The organism is Rahnella variigena (assembly GCF_003610915.1).
GTDB classification, from domain to species: domain Bacteria; phylum Pseudomonadota; class Gammaproteobacteria; order Enterobacterales; family Enterobacteriaceae; genus Rahnella; species Rahnella variigena.
The window spans coordinates 4,048,094-4,064,578 of sequence record NZ_NSDJ01000001.1 but is presented as its reverse complement, the minus strand read 5'-3'; the positions used below and the strand labels follow the sequence as shown (position 1 = coordinate 4,064,578).

General features: G+C 46.8%; 15 protein-coding genes, 1 tRNA gene and 2 pseudogenes. 13 read left to right on the top strand and 5 right to left on the bottom strand.

Annotated elements, in window-relative coordinates:
- Nucleotides 1-2: 2 nt before the first annotated feature.
- From sctT to CKQ54_RS18540, 11 genes are all read left to right on the top strand, one after another.
- Nucleotides 3-767 (top strand): type III secretion system export apparatus subunit SctT, encoded by a 765-nt coding sequence (gene sctT, locus CKQ54_RS18585; RefSeq protein WP_112287155.1) that lies wholly within the window; start codon nucleotides 3-5, stop codon nucleotides 765-767.
- A gap of 12 nt (nucleotides 768-779) precedes the next feature.
- Nucleotides 780-1,892 (top strand): EscU/YscU/HrcU family type III secretion system export apparatus switch protein, encoded by a 1,113-nt coding sequence (locus tag CKQ54_RS18580; RefSeq protein WP_120161702.1) that lies wholly within the window; start codon nucleotides 780-782, stop codon nucleotides 1,890-1,892.
- Nucleotides 1,893-2,024: 132 nt separating this feature from the next.
- Complete coding sequence (sicA, locus tag CKQ54_RS18575) at nucleotides 2,025-2,576, top strand: type III secretion system translocator chaperone SicA (RefSeq protein ID WP_120161703.1); 552 nt, start codon at nucleotides 2,025-2,027, stop codon at nucleotides 2,574-2,576.
- Between the two features lie 2 nt (nucleotides 2,577-2,578).
- Complete coding sequence (sctE, locus tag CKQ54_RS18570) at nucleotides 2,579-4,630, top strand: type III secretion system translocon subunit SseC family protein (protein ID WP_120161704.1); 2,052 nt, start codon at nucleotides 2,579-2,581, stop codon at nucleotides 4,628-4,630.
- Between the two features lie 50 nt (nucleotides 4,631-4,680).
- A complete protein-coding gene (locus CKQ54_RS18565) occupies nucleotides 4,681-5,925 on the top strand; it encodes a type III secretion system protein (protein WP_120161705.1) in 1,245 nt (414 codons plus the stop codon).
- 63 nt (nucleotides 5,926-5,988) lie between these two features.
- Nucleotides 5,989-7,095, top strand: coding sequence for an IpaD/SipD/SspD family type III secretion system needle tip protein (locus CKQ54_RS18560; RefSeq protein WP_120161706.1), 1,107 nt, complete (start codon nucleotides 5,989-5,991; stop codon nucleotides 7,093-7,095).
- Between the two features lie 20 nt (nucleotides 7,096-7,115).
- Nucleotides 7,116-7,583: a hypothetical protein gene (locus tag CKQ54_RS25435; protein ID WP_147412484.1), complete on the top strand. Its 468-nt coding sequence runs from the start codon at nucleotides 7,116-7,118 to the stop codon at nucleotides 7,581-7,583.
- 21 nt (nucleotides 7,584-7,604) lie between these two features.
- The gene (locus tag CKQ54_RS18555) at nucleotides 7,605-9,686 is read left to right on the top strand and encodes a hypothetical protein (protein WP_120161707.1); all 2,082 of its coding nucleotides are present in this window, start codon (nucleotides 7,605-7,607) and stop codon (nucleotides 9,684-9,686) included.
- Between the two features lie 10 nt (nucleotides 9,687-9,696).
- Nucleotides 9,697-9,945, top strand: a complete 249-nt coding sequence (locus tag CKQ54_RS18550) for an acyl carrier protein (protein WP_120161708.1) — start codon at nucleotides 9,697-9,699, stop codon at nucleotides 9,943-9,945.
- Between the two features lie 65 nt (nucleotides 9,946-10,010).
- Nucleotides 10,011-10,910, top strand: a complete 900-nt coding sequence (locus CKQ54_RS18545) for a hypothetical protein (protein WP_120161709.1) — start codon at nucleotides 10,011-10,013, stop codon at nucleotides 10,908-10,910.
- An 80-nt stretch (nucleotides 10,911-10,990) separates the two neighbouring features.
- The gene (locus tag CKQ54_RS18540) at nucleotides 10,991-11,485 is read left to right on the top strand and encodes a LuxR C-terminal-related transcriptional regulator (RefSeq protein WP_112287145.1); all 495 of its coding nucleotides are present in this window, start codon (nucleotides 10,991-10,993) and stop codon (nucleotides 11,483-11,485) included.
- Between the two features lie 545 nt (nucleotides 11,486-12,030).
- On the opposite strand, the pseudogene CKQ54_RS25820 reads toward CKQ54_RS18540, so the two are convergent.
- Nucleotides 12,031-12,153, bottom strand: a pseudogene (locus tag CKQ54_RS25820) (IS6 family transposase); the annotation flags it as partial.
- Here CKQ54_RS25820 and CKQ54_RS25815 point away from each other — a divergent pair.
- Together CKQ54_RS25815 and CKQ54_RS25810 are read left to right on the top strand one after the other, a co-directional pair.
- On the top strand, nucleotides 12,141-12,341 hold the full coding sequence (locus tag CKQ54_RS25815; protein WP_341868557.1) for a recombinase family protein: 201 nt from the start codon (nucleotides 12,141-12,143) through the stop codon (nucleotides 12,339-12,341). The pseudogene CKQ54_RS25820 and the gene CKQ54_RS25815 sit on opposite strands and share 13 nt — an antisense overlap.
- A gap of 6 nt (nucleotides 12,342-12,347) precedes the next feature.
- Nucleotides 12,348-12,467: a helix-turn-helix domain-containing protein gene (locus CKQ54_RS25810; RefSeq protein ID WP_279630517.1), complete on the top strand. Its 120-nt coding sequence runs from the start codon at nucleotides 12,348-12,350 to the stop codon at nucleotides 12,465-12,467.
- A gap of 65 nt (nucleotides 12,468-12,532) precedes the next feature.
- Here CKQ54_RS25810 and CKQ54_RS18525 read toward each other — a convergent pair whose 3' ends face one another.
- From CKQ54_RS18525 to CKQ54_RS18510, 4 genes and pseudogenes are all read right to left on the bottom strand, one after another.
- A complete protein-coding gene (locus CKQ54_RS18525) occupies nucleotides 12,533-13,411 on the bottom strand; it encodes a hypothetical protein (protein ID WP_120349687.1) in 879 nt (292 codons plus the stop codon).
- Nucleotides 13,412-14,006: 595 nt separating this feature from the next.
- Nucleotides 14,007-15,187, bottom strand: a pseudogene (locus CKQ54_RS18520) (tyrosine-type recombinase/integrase).
- 173 nt (nucleotides 15,188-15,360) lie between these two features.
- A tRNA-Arg gene (locus CKQ54_RS18515) sits at nucleotides 15,361-15,435 on the bottom strand.
- Between the two features lie 90 nt (nucleotides 15,436-15,525).
- Nucleotides 15,526-16,443, bottom strand: a complete 918-nt coding sequence (locus CKQ54_RS18510; RefSeq protein ID WP_120162101.1) for a formate/nitrite transporter family protein — start codon at nucleotides 16,441-16,443, stop codon at nucleotides 15,526-15,528.
- Between the last annotated feature and the right edge of the window lie 42 nt (nucleotides 16,444-16,485).

The following is a 16,485-nucleotide window of genomic DNA, read 5'->3' as shown; positions in this document are numbered from 1 at the left end:
ATATGCTGTTTGTGGCGTTCTATCTTAATTTTCAGCACAGCGTGCTGACTTTTGTCATCGTTTACGCGCGGCTGGCTATCGTCTTTTATATGCTGCCGGTACTGGGCGAACGGGTTCTATCAAATCTTATTATTAAAAACACGATTATCTCGCTGACGATCATCGGTCTTTGGCCCTGCTTTGAAACGGTATTAAGTCCAGAGCAGGGGTGGCTTATTATTATAATTAAAGAATGTATTATCGGGTTAATTTTAGCGTTTACGCTGTGTATGCCTTTCTGGGTAGTCATCGGCCTCGGTGAAATTCTTGATAACCAACGCGGCGCGACAATCAGTGACAGTATCGACCCGGTTAACGGGGTGCAAAGCTCGATATTATCGGGTTTTTTAAACTTTGCCTTCGGTGCTATTTTTTTTGCCAGCGGAGGCATGCGGCTACTTATGGAAGTGATGGTGCAAAGCTATCAAATGTTTCCACGAGGGAGTTCCTTAGAAGGTGTTCACTGGGAACAGGCCGGACATCTGCTGGTGGTATTAGTGCAAAACAGCATTCTCCTTGCTGCGCCGGTGATGTTAGTGATGATGATCGCCGAAATGTTGCTCGGCGTGTTCGCACGTTATTGCCCGCAGCTCAACCCTTTTTCACTGTCTCTAACCATCAAGAGCTTTATCGCCTTCGCAGTTTTCCTTTTCTACGGCTTTCATTCGCTATCTGAGAAACCGCTACACATGTTCTCGCTTTCAGGTTTTCAGCAATTTCTTACCTGAGGAAATATTTCTATGGCAGAAAAAACAGAACAGCCTACCAGTAAAAAGCGCAAGGACTCGTCTAAAAAGGGCCAGACGTTTAAAAGTAAGGATCTTATTACCACGGTGATACTGCTGACCGGGATCTTTTACCTGGCCTATGGCATGAGTTTCAGTGACTTCACCCATTTTTACTCCATGACCCTGCTGTACAGCACCCAGATTGGGATAAATGATTTCCTCATGGGCTTAATGCGTATTTTCTTTCTGCTTAGCCTGCCATTTATTGCGCTTTGTGCGCTGGTGGGTATGGCCGCAACCTTGCTGCAGACTGGGTTTTCTATCGCAACCGAAGCCATCAAGCTAAATTTCAAAGCGCTAAACCCGGTGGAAGGGGTAAAAAAGATCTTCAGCATGCGCACGGTAAAAGAGCTGGTGAAATCAGTTTGCTATCTCATTGTATTTGCGGCGACCTGCTACTGCCTGATTCACAACGACCTTCGCCAGGCATTAACGCTTTATCGGACCGATATAGCCGGGCTTATTGCTTGTTGGGTTTCGCTGACGCTGAAGGCCGTGCTGGTGTTTATTGGCTGGTCGGTTTTTGTGCTGATTGCAGATTTTATCGTTGAATATTTTCTCCATTTCAAAGATCTCAAAATGGATAAACATGAGGTCAAACAGGAGCGTAAAGAGAGCGACGGCAATCCACAGATTAAAAGTGCCAGACGGCGAGCGCACCAGGAGATACTTTCCGGGGAGGAAATGGCCGCGGTCAGAAATTCTGAGGTGGTGATGGCGAACCCAACGCATATCGCGATGGCGATCTATTTTAACCCGGAAGTGGCATCGCTGCCCTTTATTGCTCTGCGTTGCACCAACATGAAAGCCAAAGCGGCGATTGCCTATGCGGAAAAAATCGGCGTGCCGGTAGTACGCAATATTCCGCTTACCCGCAGGCTGTATCGCACCTATAGCCAGTACAGCTTCATTTCGCTAAATGATGATGTGCTGATTGACGTTATGGACATTCTTATCTGGCTGCGTCAGGTCGAAGCCGCGGGCATGACCCAAATGGCGGCGGCCGACGAGGAGGCCGAATCTACATTGCCGGAAAGTCAGCAACCGCCAACGGGCCATTCGTAGCGGACACCTGTGCGGTTTTTTTGTATTAACTACCGGGGCGCAACAGTATGATGATTATATCTTCTTCACTGTTCGCCTTTGGGTTAATTGGCTGTTTTTAGATGTTAACAACTAATAAGGAAAGAGGCTGCAATGGCTAATAAAAATATGTTGGATTTACTCAACGATGAAGAAGAATTTAAAAGTGATGAGCAACTCGATGCTTATGCTGAAAGCCTGCTGGATGCCATTCAAAACGGGGCGACGCTTAAGGATGTCTATGCCGTACCTAATGACACCATGCAGGACGTTTATAAGCTGGCGTACGATTTTTATCATCATGGAAAATTGGACGATGCTGAGTCTCTGTTCCGTTTTCTGTGCATTTATGATTTCTATAACCCTGAATATGCAATGGGTCTTGCGGCGGTCTATCAGCTTAAAAAGAACTATGCCAAAGCTATCGAATTTTATGCACTTGCTTATTCCTTATCTAAAGAAGACTTCAGGCCAATGTTTTATGCCGGTCAATGTAACCTGATGCTGCGACAGAGTGTGCAGGCTCGTAAATGCTTCGATATTGTTATTAGCAGGTGTAAAGACGCGTTATTAAGTGAAAAGGCGAAAGCCTATATTTCCGCGCTTAATAAAATAAATAATGACAAGACCGATACTCCTGAAGAGGAGAAACTTAATGAGGAATAATAATGGAGATAATCAGGCAGGTGGCGCGACCAGTCATTCTGGAGCAAGCGACCCAAGAGCCGGTAGACCAACATCAGGCGGGGATGGAAGCGGGCGATGTTGAGTTAAAAAAACAAACCGCACAGGCAAAACGCCTCGGCAATGCGGAGTTAAAAGATCATCCGCAGCTGAATTCTGTTAAGGGTGCGCTGCAAACCCTGCAGCCCGATCAGCTGCTCAAGCTGTTGAAATCGACTATCAATACCGTCAACGGGAATACCCCAAGGACGAACTTAGATAACCAGGACATTCCTCAGCTTAAGTCTCCGGCGAGCCGCGAGCCCGCCACGGCAAAAAGCGGCAGCGAAGCGAAGCTTTCTGCTTCGGCCTGGGCGACGGCATTGCTCGGGAAAGTCATGCAGCTCACGAATGAAACGTCGATGAGTAACCTGCTCGCCCAGCTGCAGGGCATCAACGCCATGATGGATGGCGCCGCGAATGCCTATTCCGAGATGGCAGCCCAGTTAGAGCTTCAGGGGACGCAATGGGCCAGCGATGCTGACGCGCTTAAAGCTGCGCAACAGCAGGCGGATGCGCTTTCACAGGATGTCGGAAAGGCCCAATCTGCGCTTGATGACGCGCAAAGAAAATTAGCGGCCCTTGAGGCCGAGGCCGCAAAACAAGACCCGGTTTCTGAAGAACTGCAGGGCAAGGTTGATGCTGCTAAAACGGCGGTGAACGCTGCGCAGGCTAACCTCACCCAGGCCACAACCGCCTATAACAACTTTGCTAATAAGACGTTGAATCCTGCAATAGCTGCGGAGAAAAGCTCCCGATCGGCATTAGATGCGACGCAGGCTAAGTCGCAGAAGATGGTTGAGTCGTTCAACCCGCAGCAGCAAAGCACCATTGAACAGCGGCGTAAGGAGGCTGACGCAGAGTCTAAAACCCTGACATTCCTCATGGCCCTGATGGCGCAGCTGATTAACAAAAGTTCCAGTGACGATCTTCAGGCGTCGGCGGAGCTGAAGCAGAAATTGGCGGAAGCAGCGGCCAAGGACGCGGAGAAAAAGGCCAAGGAATACGAAGAGGAAGTGCGTAAAGCTGAAGAAATGCAGAAGACGATGGGCTGCATTGGCAAGATTTTGGGCTGGATTGTTACGGCCGTCAGCTTTGCCGCTGCGGCATTCACCGGTGGCGCTTCTTTGGCACTGGCGGCCGTTGGGCTAGCGCTGGCGATTGGTGACGAGATAAGCCAGGCCGTGACCGGCCGTTCGTTTATGGCCGACGCGATGCAGCCGCTGATGGATGCGATCGTGAAACCGCTGATGGAGATGATGGGCAAAATATTCTCAGCCATTCTTCAATCCTTCGGCGTCGATAAAGACACGGCAGATATGGTGGGACAAATCCTGGGCGCGATCGCGGCGGCGGCGGTACTTGTCGCCGGTGTAATGGTGGCGGGTAGCGTGATGAGCAAAGTTTTTGGCACGGTGATGAAAAAGATTGGTGTCGACGTGGCAGAAGAAGCCAGCAAGACCATGGCCAAAAATGTTGCTGTTGAAGTGGAAAAAGAGGTCGTTAAAGACGTCACCAAAAACGTGGTGCGCACCGCGGTGAAGGAAGTTGCGGAAGAGGTAGCGCAAGAAGTGGCTGAAAAAGCCACAAAATCTACCATGCAAAAATTGATGGACAGTGCCATCGGCCAGGTTATTAAGCGGCTAAGCAAAGGTTTTGGCCGTTCATTGGGTGCAGACGAGCTGCAAATGGCCAAGGTTTCTAATTACAGCCAGAAGGCTGTGGTGGGTCTGAGCGTGGTCAATACCTCAAGCCAGGCGGCTGTCGGGATTGTTGCGGCCAGTATGCTGCTGGAAGCGTCGAAGATCAGAGCTGAAATGATGAAGGACGCAGCGCTTCAGGATTTGCTTAACGAAATGATGAATCGCGCCATCGATAGCTTTACCCATCGAATGGAATCGGTCAGTGAGATTGTGCGCAATATCTCAACGGTTGCGGAAAACCAGGCGCAGGCCGGTAAATATATTACTAAACAGATGAGTGCAGTTGCCGGATAAACGGCGGGACTATTTTTTACCCGCAATAATATAAAGGAGTTTTATCAATTATGTCCGATCCAATTATTGGTGCTGGTGCGTCAGAACGTTATTTACGAGTGCAGGACGTTAAGACCGAAACAAAAAGTGTTGTTATTCAGGAAGAGAAAAGAAATGTCCATGACATGTCCGATCTCGCAAAAAAAGAGGGCATGCTGTCGTTGATGATGGAAAAGCAGAGTCTGCGTACCGATATGACTCAGGCATCATCTGCGGCACAGAAACGCAAAGGGGGAGATATTGAAACTGATACCCCGGCTAAAACTGTGAAATTATCCGTCGCAGGGGAAGGGGATGCAAATAAAGCAGAGCGCCTGGCAGCCTCCGTGCCTGGCGTATTAACTTCACAGATCAATATTACGCAGCCAAATAATAAATCGGCAGATATCGGGAAAAGTGACAGTCAGTCATCCGTGAGCAACGCTTCGTCTTCCGCTGGTCAAGCTCGTTCGCAGCCCGCTGTTGAAGGCGGCACTGATATCACCGCCGCAGATGCCGCGGGCCCACGGTTCATCAACGTTGTGGGTTCCATGAAGCAGCTCGAGGTGAGCAATACCATCACCACCGTAATGTTAAATGCTGAACGAGATGCCAACAAAGCGGCGGCGGCGGCAACAAACCGCAGCGTAGATGCGGCGGCTCGCGCAGGTAATAAAACCATTGAGGCTGCTCGACAGAATCTCAACGGGGCGATCACCTCCGGCGCGCTGGGTATTGCAGGACAGGGAGCAACGACCGCGACCCAGATGAAGGCGCTAAATAAAGAAGGCACTTCCATCACCAAGAATCTGAAACCGGCCCGCAACCTTGAGCTTGGCGTTCGCGAGCATCAGACCGCGATTAAGAGTGGCAAGGACACCATGGTTCATCAGAACAAAAAGCTGTCCGGCGATGTTGAGGCCACCATGACGCATCCGCAGGCTGCTGATATGCACGCCAGCGCGCTTAAGCGCGATACCCACAATTCGGTACAGCTCGCGACGCAGAAAAGCCGTGTTACCGCCGAGTACGCCAACCAGGGTATTCGTTCCGGGCAGGGGGCTGTTGAAGGGGCATTTGGCGTATCAGCCGCTGAGAAGCAGAAAGAGGCAGAGCTGGCTCGCGCCGACCGCGATGTTAACAGCGAACTGGCCAATACCCAAAGTCAAACGGCCAAGAAGGCCGCTGAGACCAATGCGGCCATCAGAAGTATGACCGACACCATACTCAACGCTAATAACAGCGCGGTATCTTCCATCGCGGAACGTACACGCTAAATCTGAAGAATAAGCAACGTATGCAGGGATACCCGGCATACGTTGCTCAAAAGGAATATCGCCATGCTTAACGTAAATAATGCTGTACCCAACCCCGTTAGTTATTATTCCTCTGATACCAACGCTACCCAGGCTGCGCCGATGGCTGAAACCCACGCAGGTTCAACTTCGGAACTGACTACGAAACTAATAAAAGAGCTTATTGCTCAGTTGGATACCCCTAATAAGGCGGATAAGTTTGATGAAATTAGGGCACTACTTGGTCAGTATGGTTTGGATACCAGCGGCGAAGATTTTAATAACAGCAAACTGCTTGCCGCATTAGAGTGTCTCAAAACGGCCAATGACGGCGCGCAACCGTCGGATGACGTTGCTGAGATGGTCGCCAATCAGGAACAGCGTGTAAAGAGTAGCGCTCAGGCGTTATCGGATATCCAACGCGAGATCGTAACAAATCGTACTAAGGCGAACTATTCGTTAAGCCAGTTTTCGGCTGAGAAACAAAGAGCGGCGCAGGAACCTGCACCGGAGCCAAAGAGCGGTGATGACGAAATTTCCACCCACACCAGCTATGCCGAGCTGTGGGCCAGAATGGCCCTCGCCATTAAAGAAATCAAAGGCGATTACGTAGATTTCTATGCCGATTTGATGCAGAAGTATACGGAAATGTACGAAGCTTATAATACGCACGTGCAGGGAGCGGCATCCAAAGCCGTTTCCACAGGTGATGACGGTAATAATGTTAAGTTCGATACATCCGTCATGAAAAAAGGGTATGACGACTTCAGGAATGAAGTTAACGGTATCGACCTGGGCAGTGTAAAAAACTGGGATAAAATGACGCCGGAAGAGCGTAAAAGTATGGAAACCACGCTTGCGCCTGCCTTTAAAGTAAACGATAGCGGTAAAATCGAATTCAATCTCGATCAGTACAGCGCTGCACCTAATTATCCATCAGGTATTAGCGGTGGCAAAGTTTCTACGGCCAGCTACCAGGCGTGGCTTGCCTCCTTTAATGCAGGCGGCAGCGCCCTGCAAAGTAATATGCAGGCTTTTGCCCAACGTTATAGCCAGGCAAACAGCACCTTCGATAATTTAAATAAAGTATTGAGTGGTGCGATCGCGTCCCTTGCGGAAAGTGCAAAAGACGTTCTTAAAGCCTTAGGTTAAAAATTTGCTGGGTGGGTTATATGAACAGCATCTACAGGTTCGCATCGCAAGAAAGTTTAAGACAAGATATTTATCTGACTCAGGGAGTAAATGAAACCTATGGTGCATTCGCCTGCCGCGTTTCGGGTTTGCAGGTGAAATTTGCGGAACCAGACACTTTTTTAAGACGTATGAACAGTGGGTCGTCTAACAGCTCGCAGGGGAGTTTTAAAGACCATTTTGGCTATGCTTCTGCATCAGAAGAGCATCATTCATTGCCAGGTGAAGGGGTTTGCGCCGCACAACGTTATTATTTTCATATGCGAGCCGATACCCTAAAACAAGCTACTTCGCACAATAATGACCGTGCCGATCAAGCTTTAATCGCGCAGCCTGAAATATACAGTCGCTATCGAGAAACGAGTGACAAGCCAAAAAAAACGGTCTTTCAGCGGCTGTTAAATTTCCTAACCCGGTGCTTTATGCCCTGCATCAAAGTCAAAACATAGGACAGTAGAGGAGTTATTATTATGCCTGGATCTATTAATGGTGCAGTCAGACAGGATATTCAATCTATCTATGCCAGAGGCATGGATAGCTCTGCATGCGCGACCGAGAGACCCGCTTTTATCAATCTGATTACAGAAGGTAGAAACGATCCGATAGCCCTATTTAGACAACAGCCGCATCAGACCGTTAATGCAAAACAGCTTGTTTGTCATGAGGCGCAAAAAAATCTCCCAGCCGATTTTCTTCAAAAAGAATTAAGCCCTGAAGGAAATAAGATCAGGACGCTTATCGGTGTTATCTATAAGGATGTGCAAGATAGCGGTAATCCAGAAGATCTAGCCAAGCTTGATAAAGTTTGTAAGAAACTTGCCGAAGCTAACGGCAATGAAAATAAAGAGCAGAAGGTAGCAAAAGAACTCTCAGGCCTGGTTTCAAAATACAGCGCGGGCGCTTTTGAGAAGGTGATCAACAAGTATATTGAACACTGTATGGAAGCCTGGGAAGATCATCACCAGGCGAAGTCAGTGGATACTCACGACAAGGCCATCTTCAAGCAATGTCTGGATGTTTGCAAATCTACCCTGAAGCACGACGTAGAAGGTCTGACACAGCCCAATCAGCCATGGGAAACGATGGCCCAGAAGCTGAACTTTTTCGTCAATGACTGTGCCGCTATTTCGAAAACGCTGACATTTTATGATGCGGAACCGTTGACCCCTGCACCACAAGGCCCGGAGATGCTGAATCCTAACCCCGAAGGTGGTGCAGATAACCAAAGAGTATTTATTCCAACCGGGCCAGGGCAGGGCGGCATTACTCTGAATATCACCAGCCAAGGGGGGAGTGTTGGCGATATTACCCATTCAGTTGGTGCGGCGAATACCTCGCCTGCGGACTCTAACTCTACGATTGTTAAGCACATTCTGGATTCAGGGCTTACCAATATTGAAAAGGTGGGTCTCATTAAAGACCTGTTTAATGCTGGCATTGGAGGCGGTAGCAACTTCCTTGGAAATCTGGCTGGCGTAAAGGGCTACAAGCAAGAGCTGGCTGTCGACACTCCGCAGCAAAACGTTGCCAGGCGGGAAATTGAAACCCAGACACCAAAGCCTGAATTAAAGAGCATCGCTACTCAAACTGAGGGGGCGACTGAAACGGAAACTGTTCACGATTCGAGCCTTGGCCCTGAGCCCAAAGTTCAGCAACAGCCAACCATTGTGGTTGAACAAAACATGCAGAAGACGGCGTTCGATGGCGAGGCGTCCAAAACGCAGAATGCGCAAAATTTGGAAGCGGACAACGTCGATGGCGTCGTACTGCGCGAGAAAAAGGAGCCGTCCGGCCGCACCTCTTTATCAAACGGTGATTTTATTTACACCACCTCGCGCAACATTGATCCTTTGAATCGCAGATCTTCAACGCCGACGCATTTTATCCCTCCTGGGCCAGAGACTAAACCTGAGCGGGCAAGCGGAAAAGTCGTGACGCTGGCGGATAAGTTTGAAGCTTTGAAGCAAAGGGCTCCTTCAGCCTTCGCTCACCTGGAAAAAAACGGTGCCTTGGCTTCTGAAGGGGAAAAGGCAAAACCAACCGTGGAGCATAATGTTGAGAAGAACTTAACGGATAGCCTGATAAGGCCTGAACCTGAACCCCCACTAAATCCTCAGGTGCAGAGTGACGGTTCGGCAGCGAACAGGGCACCCGCAAATATCAAAACTGCCAATCCAGGCATGGATTCGACTGATGACGGAATGCTTCGCAAGGATGGTGAAGAGGTTAGCCGTAAATCTGCAGCTGATGGTTTCCAGCCAACGCGAATTAATGCTGCGGCCGTAAATATGCCCGGGAATAGGTCTGGCAACGACCAGGTTTACACAACGGTACGCACTGTGAATTCCTGGAACAGGGAGTCGAAGCCGGTGAGTTTCGTTCCTAAGGGTTCCCAATCTGACTCAGCTGAACTGGATGCGGTGCTTTCGAGGTTAAAGCCACGAGATCAATCTAAATTCGGGGCTCTGGAAAATAAGAGTGTTGAGCAGGACAAAGAAAAACTTCCTTTTCAGGAAAAGTTAGCTGAGTTCATACGCCGACGCGAGCAATAGGTTATTCACTATGAATGAATCAGTGATTGATAAAACGATAGCTTCGCTGGTGGCTAACCTCATTTATCAGGTAAACGGCGTTCTACCAAAAAATATTAACCTGAAGGACAGTTTAATTACTGACCTGGCAATGGACTCCGTTGAGCTTATAGACCTCCTTATGCGGCTCGAAGAGATAGGCGTAACGATACCAGAGTCCGATATCAGTAGCAGCCTGACCGTTGCGGATATTATCCAGCGCGTGCAGGAAAGTGCATAACGCAGTTCGTTCAATGTCGCCTGAACATAGGGAGGGCGACAGTAAATTAATAAGGAAACTATGTAATGATTACAATGCCGATTCCGCCTGCTGAACTGTACCAGGCGATGGCAAGCGCCAGCGCTAAAGCCGCCACGGCCGCAGGGAATGCCATGAATAGCGTCCAGCAGGGATTTCTTTCTTGCGTGACAAAAGTATACAACTCACTGGTAACGATGAAAGACGCGGTCGTTGTAGGTTTCCATCGCCTTAGTGAGAGGATGAGTCCCTCGGCTGCTGAAGCTCCTGCGTCAACATCGCCTGTGTCAACGCCGCCTGTGACTACGCTTAATCCTATCTCGGGAGCCGACACGAGGATATTCTGTCAGGAGTTAATGCGGAAAATGGAAGCTGACCCTAGCTCTATAAATGGTATGTTCCGACAGAGTCCAACGATCAAACTTAGCGAATTTAATCAACGCTTAACCGACCAGACTGCATTTCTGGATGCGATCAAAACTAATGAAATTAATAATGTTGAAGCAAGTTTTTTGATAAAAAAATGGATGGGGGAAACGCTGGCGGAAAATAAATTTTCTCCAGAAGAGCGCAGAGCGCTGGTGGCCAATAAAGACAATAAAGCAGAAGTAAATAAAATTTTTGAAAATAAATTCAATTCATCTGATGCTAACGCACGTGAGAATAAAGATAAATTTATTTCGCTACTTTCTGCCATGCGTTCATATAAAGAAATATCTCTAGCAAACATCAATATGGAGAGCCGTCAACACGACCCTAGCGTTGTTGGGATTATGGGTATCGCACAAACATTTGATTTGGATGTAAATCTAATGCTTGCCACAACCCCAGCAGAGATAGCGATGCGTAACAAAGAAAAAGATGAGGCATTGACAGCATTTACGGCCCTGTTGGACCATTGCCCTCCGGGCGTGCCGCCAAAACCGGTCTTTATGCGCTCCTGCTAACCTCCCCGCTTTGTCAGCATACTCAAGGCCTGCTTAGCAGGCCTTTAACTAAATATTTCAGCTAGAAATCGGATGGTGTTGTGCAGATTTATTCCTACGATAATTATTTTATTCTTGGCGTACGTTCATTAATCGAAAAGCTTAATATTAGTGATACCTCCGGAATGATAGTTTTTGATGCGGGCAGCGAGTACGTCTATATTTTCCATGGTGATAAATTACGCCATGCAGATATCAATGATTCATTCAGCGCACTGGTATATTGCAGCCATGCCTTTTTAGGTAAAAATGCTACTCTCAAAGCATATGCTAGTCGCCTTCAAACGAGTCTTGAAAAGGACTTAGATGACGAGACAATGGCCATTTTGACCTGCAGAGAAGAGATGGTAATTAAGGAATTATACAAAGTCCCTAACCGTAAGCATCTTGCCCAGATGTTTAGCATCAGCGAAAAGACCGTTAGCTCGCATACGATAAGAGGGTTACATAAGCTAGGCGTGAAAAATACCAACACGCTACACTGTATTCTTCAAGCCTGGGAGACTGTATTACCGGCAATTCTTCCGGACACGTAATTGTAAAATCCGCCGCATTTATAAAAGAATCCACGCCGGTACGTGGATTCTTGCATGATGTTAAGGTTTAGTTTGACGTTTAACCGTGATTTGAGTTAAGTATTCTTAATTTTATTTAATATATCATTTTTGTGCTCATGGTTGTACTCATTACGAGTTGGCTTGTATTAGCGATGCAACGGTCGTAGGTTAGACTCATATTCTCGCACCATCTCAAACTCTTCCTTGGTCTACCAAAATCAACTCAAAGTCTGTATATTGCGGTTTCTATCCCATATTTTGTTCTCCTGCTATTAACTGGACTCAACCGAGATCAAATCACAACTAGGAGGATTCTGCGTAAGTTCAGAGAGATGCCCTCAATGAGGCTTAATATGCGACATGTAGACGCTGCTAAACTCAGAGGAAATTCATGGTTTAGCTGTCGGGGTATAATATATTTCTTAGCCTCCTCATTGTTACGGTAAGACATCAATAGCACAAAAAAATAGTTTTCCTGGCTACTTAATCTGCCAGTGCTCAACATCCGGCGGACATTTTCCTTAGCGCTTAAGTTGAGCAAGCGGCCTCCCGTATGTTGGGGCCTTACCGGTATTAATCAGCCGAGGAATGTGCCAGTGCATCTTATTATTCAGAAGTTTTCTCATAAAGCGGTATGCGGCTTTACTGCAGGTTAAAAAGTCTTCAGGAATCCATCGACATCACTTCCAGTGCCGGCATGCAAATATTTCATCTGTTTGGTGCACTGGCGGAATTTGAACGTAACTTGACGTCGGAAAGAACTCCCGCCGGGCTTCAGGCTGCCCGGGCAAGAGAGCGTAAAGGTTGGCGGCCAAAGATGCTGAATAAGGGTTAACAGGCGTTGGCCGTTCGGTTGTATGATGAAAAAAATACTGTCTCACAGATATGTGAAGTCATGGGGTTGGCAAAATCCACCCTCTATAAATATATTGACGCTGCAAGGAATAATTTTTCTTCATGATTATGCCATCATTTTATTTTGAAGGCGCTTATGGGTGAAGATATGAGAATTTTCTTGAGTATAATTTAAAGTCCTGCTTTTGATAGTATTTTAAGATTTATCTTTCTTGTGGGGCTATCTTTCCCAAGAATATCATCCAATTTTACAATGCATGAATGATATTCATTCTTAATTTCATTTGGAATGTATCTAAACCCACCTTTAAGATAGTCAGAGATTATGTTTTTTTTCACTTCATGATCAATAGATTCTAATGTATCATGCTTAAATACAAGTCCGAAATCTATGGGTTCCACGCTGCCTTCTGGAGTTTTCAAAAAGTTAGATGGTTTGGCATCACCCATAAAAAAACCATTTTTAAATAGGTCGTTAACTCCTATTAGTGTGTCTTTGAAATTTGGAGTCTTGCCGTTGATGAATGGCATTTCAATACATTTTTCTACTATAGTGGGTGGTTTTTTAAAACTCTGTATTTTTATATGATATTCATTGCACATATTTGCTTCATGAAAAATTTCATTTAGTGTTAAGTTTTTCGTTTTCTTTAGAATAGATTCACCATCTTTATATACAGTTCCTCTTGATCCCTTACCCAATAATTGTTTCTCCTCATCAGGGTTGTAATTTGTTTTTAATAATTCTTTAGCATTAACTTCCCACGAGTGAATTCGAGAGTTGATAAATGAATCATCTTTGAAGGATTTAATGATTTTTATTTCTTTGATTAATTTTGAAACCTTCCCATAATTCACATCAGTACTACAAGGGGTACCTCTGATTATAAATTCAGCCTCTCCATTTTTGAATTCATACTGAGTATTTGCTATGCTCACTAATTTTTCCAACGACTTACTAGATAGCGATGTATTATTTGTTTTTTTATTAATGGCGCTTTGTAAATTATCAGAGTGAATATTTATTTTTACTTTAAAAAAACTAATCATATTAAAATTACCTCAATATAGGTTTAGTGAATGGGAAGAGTGTTAGCTTCCATCCATGATAATGGTTTTTTCGTAGATTTCTTTCAAAAAAGAGGAATATGAAGTGCGGGCACAGCTGTTATCCCAATCACTCCCAGTTGATACTGTAATTTTTGCAGTGACTGCGAAACCTGCTGTCGCGGACCAGCAAAAGGGTCCAAAGATTCGGCAAATATTTTGCGTGAACAGAATAGATTTCGGCAGTACCAGTGGTGAGCTAAACCTCTGTAATTAAAGGCCAGATAAGACCGGGAATCTTCATCGCAGTGAAAAAAATAAGCAGGATGTTGACTGCAAAATTAATTTTTTCCATTGTTACCCCAAACCTATCCAGCACCACAACCGAAGCCAGCCATTAGGTTGATTGCGGAATATTTCATCAGCAAGCTGTTCTTTGGTTTTTAAATCCATCGCTTAGACGGCGCTTACTGCTTTGGGAAGGATTCGACTGGATATTGGGCTCATTTGTTTGAGTCAGTCTATTTTTCAATTATTTTCGGCAATTTGCAAAAATTAAGGGGTGTGGCAAAGCTCAGCCCGTTATGGGCTGAGCTTTTTATGCTGTTGTAGTTACACTTTCCAGGTTTTCGATGTAGTCAGCGTACCACTGCATCATTTCCCGCCTCCCATTAATACATTGTGCATGGTTGTACGTTCCGCGAATTGAGTTCTTATCTACGTGAGCTAGTTGCATTTCGATCCACGCCGAGTTGAATCCCTGCTCATACAAAATAGTACTCATGGTGTGGCGAAAACCTTGCCCAGTCGCTCTCTTATCGTAGCCAACTCTCTTTAGAACCATATTAATGCTAGCTTCACTCATCGCTTTGTTAACATCGTTTCGTCCAGCAAAAATAAGCTGGTAGGTTCAAGTTAGTTCTTTCAATTGACGAAGGGCGCTCAAGGATTGAGTCGATAATGGGACAATGTGAGGACGTTTGATTTTCATTCTAGTTTTGGGAATTTCCCAGATACGATTATCGAAGTCTATTTCACTCCATTCAGCCAGACGTAATTCTAGTGTTCTCAAACCTGTCAGCATGAGCAACCGGGTTGCGAGAAGGGTAATCAGACTTCCAGAGTAACTTGACAGCTTGTGCAAAAACTTAGGCAGCTCTGCGGCGGTAAGAAAGGGATAGTGCTGTTTCTCATGGCCTTGCAAAGCGCTACCAAGATCAGCTGCTGGGTTGTGTTCGGCACGACCTGTCACAATCGCGTATCGAAAAACCTCACTACAACGCTGGCGTACTTTGCTTGCGAGCTCAGGCGCTCCTCGCTTTTCCATTCGTTGCAAAACAGACAAAAGCTCCAGCGGCTTTATTACATTCACCGGCTGGGAGCCTAGATAGGGGAAGACATTATTTTTAAAAGCTCGCTTGACGTAATCAGCATAATTTTTCGACCAGCCAGATACTTTAGCGTTGTACCATTCGAGAGCTAGTTGTTGGTAACCGAGAGTTTTTTGGCTAGCTGCTCAGCTTTTTTGACCTCACCGGGATCCTTATCGTTCGCCAATACCTTTCTTGCCTCATCTCGTTTAGTGCGAGCTTCTGCAAGTGATATGTCGTGATAGATCCCAAATGACAACTTTTTCTCTTTTCCCGCGAATCGATATGTCATCCACCAGTACTTTGAACCGTTAGGGTTGACCTGGAGATATAACCCACCGCCATCAGCGAGTTTAAAGACTTTTTCCCTGGGTTTGACTGTATCTACCTGACTTGCATTAAGGGGCATTGGGGGCCTCATTTTTCATTGAACAGAATAAGCCCCCTATAAGGCCCCATAGACGTATTGATTTACGTTGAAATGGGTAGATGCCAGTTGACATAGAATTGTCGACATTGGAGGTTTCGTGCAGATTACAAGGGGGTTTTATTGATTTCGATAGACTTCAGATGAGGTATGTATGGTGTCCCCTACAGGAATCGAACCTGTAACTAGCCCTTAGGAGGGGCTTGTTATATCCGTTTAACTAAGGAGACACGGGCGCCTGTGGAAAGCGCCCGCGTAGTATACTCGTTTTTCTCGCAATAATAAGGCGTCAGGGGTCTGTTTGGTCGTTTAGTCGCCAGTCAGGGTTTTGACGCTTCTTTCTTCGCCGCTTCCATTTCCTCTTTCTTCGCTTTGGCTTTCTTCTGATTACTCATGTCGTTACGGATTTGCGCGTGGCTGATCAGTGCGAAGATAAAGGTGCCGCCGATGATGTTTCCGGCAAGCGTCGGCAGGGCGAATGGCCAGATAAATTCGTACCAGGGAATGGCGCCCGAGAACACCAGATACAGCACTTCTACCGATCCGACCACGATGTGCGTCAGGTCACCAATCGCCACCATGTAGGTCATCAGCATAATCACCCACAATTTGGCAGTGCCTGCGGACGGGATCATCCAGACCATGGTGGCAATCAACCAGCCGGACACCATGCCGCCGACGAACATGCCCTCGGGGTCTTTTTCCATGATCTCCAGACTGATAGTGCGAAATGCCTCGTCAGTGGCGGAATCGAAGAACGGCACCAGATGAAACACCAGTGCGGCCAGTCCGCCGCCGATGACGTTACCGGCCAGCACGATGCTCCACAACCGCAACAGCAGCAGAATGTTTCTGCCGGTGGTTTTTTGCATCACAGGCAATACGGCGGTGACCGTGTTCTCGGTAAATAACTGCTGGCGCGCCATGATGACAATTATGAACCCGACGGTATAACCGATATTTTCGATAAAGAAACGTTCGGGGCTGTCGGGCAGGCGGGCGTGAAGAATGCCTTTTGCCATCAGCGAGGCGCTGATAGAAAGTCCGGCGGCAATCGCCGACCACAGCAATGCCTGTCCGTCGCGCTCAAGTTCTTTCTCACCCTCCATGCGGATGACTTCATGCACAGCAGCCGCTTTCGACGGTAAATTCTCTTCTCCGGTTTCAATCTCTTTGCCCTGAGAATGTTCGTCGCTGTCGACATCTTTGTGGTCAGGGTGTTGTTTCTCGGCGGTCATGGTAATTCCCCAAAAGTACGTCAAAGTGGTTTTCAATATGTT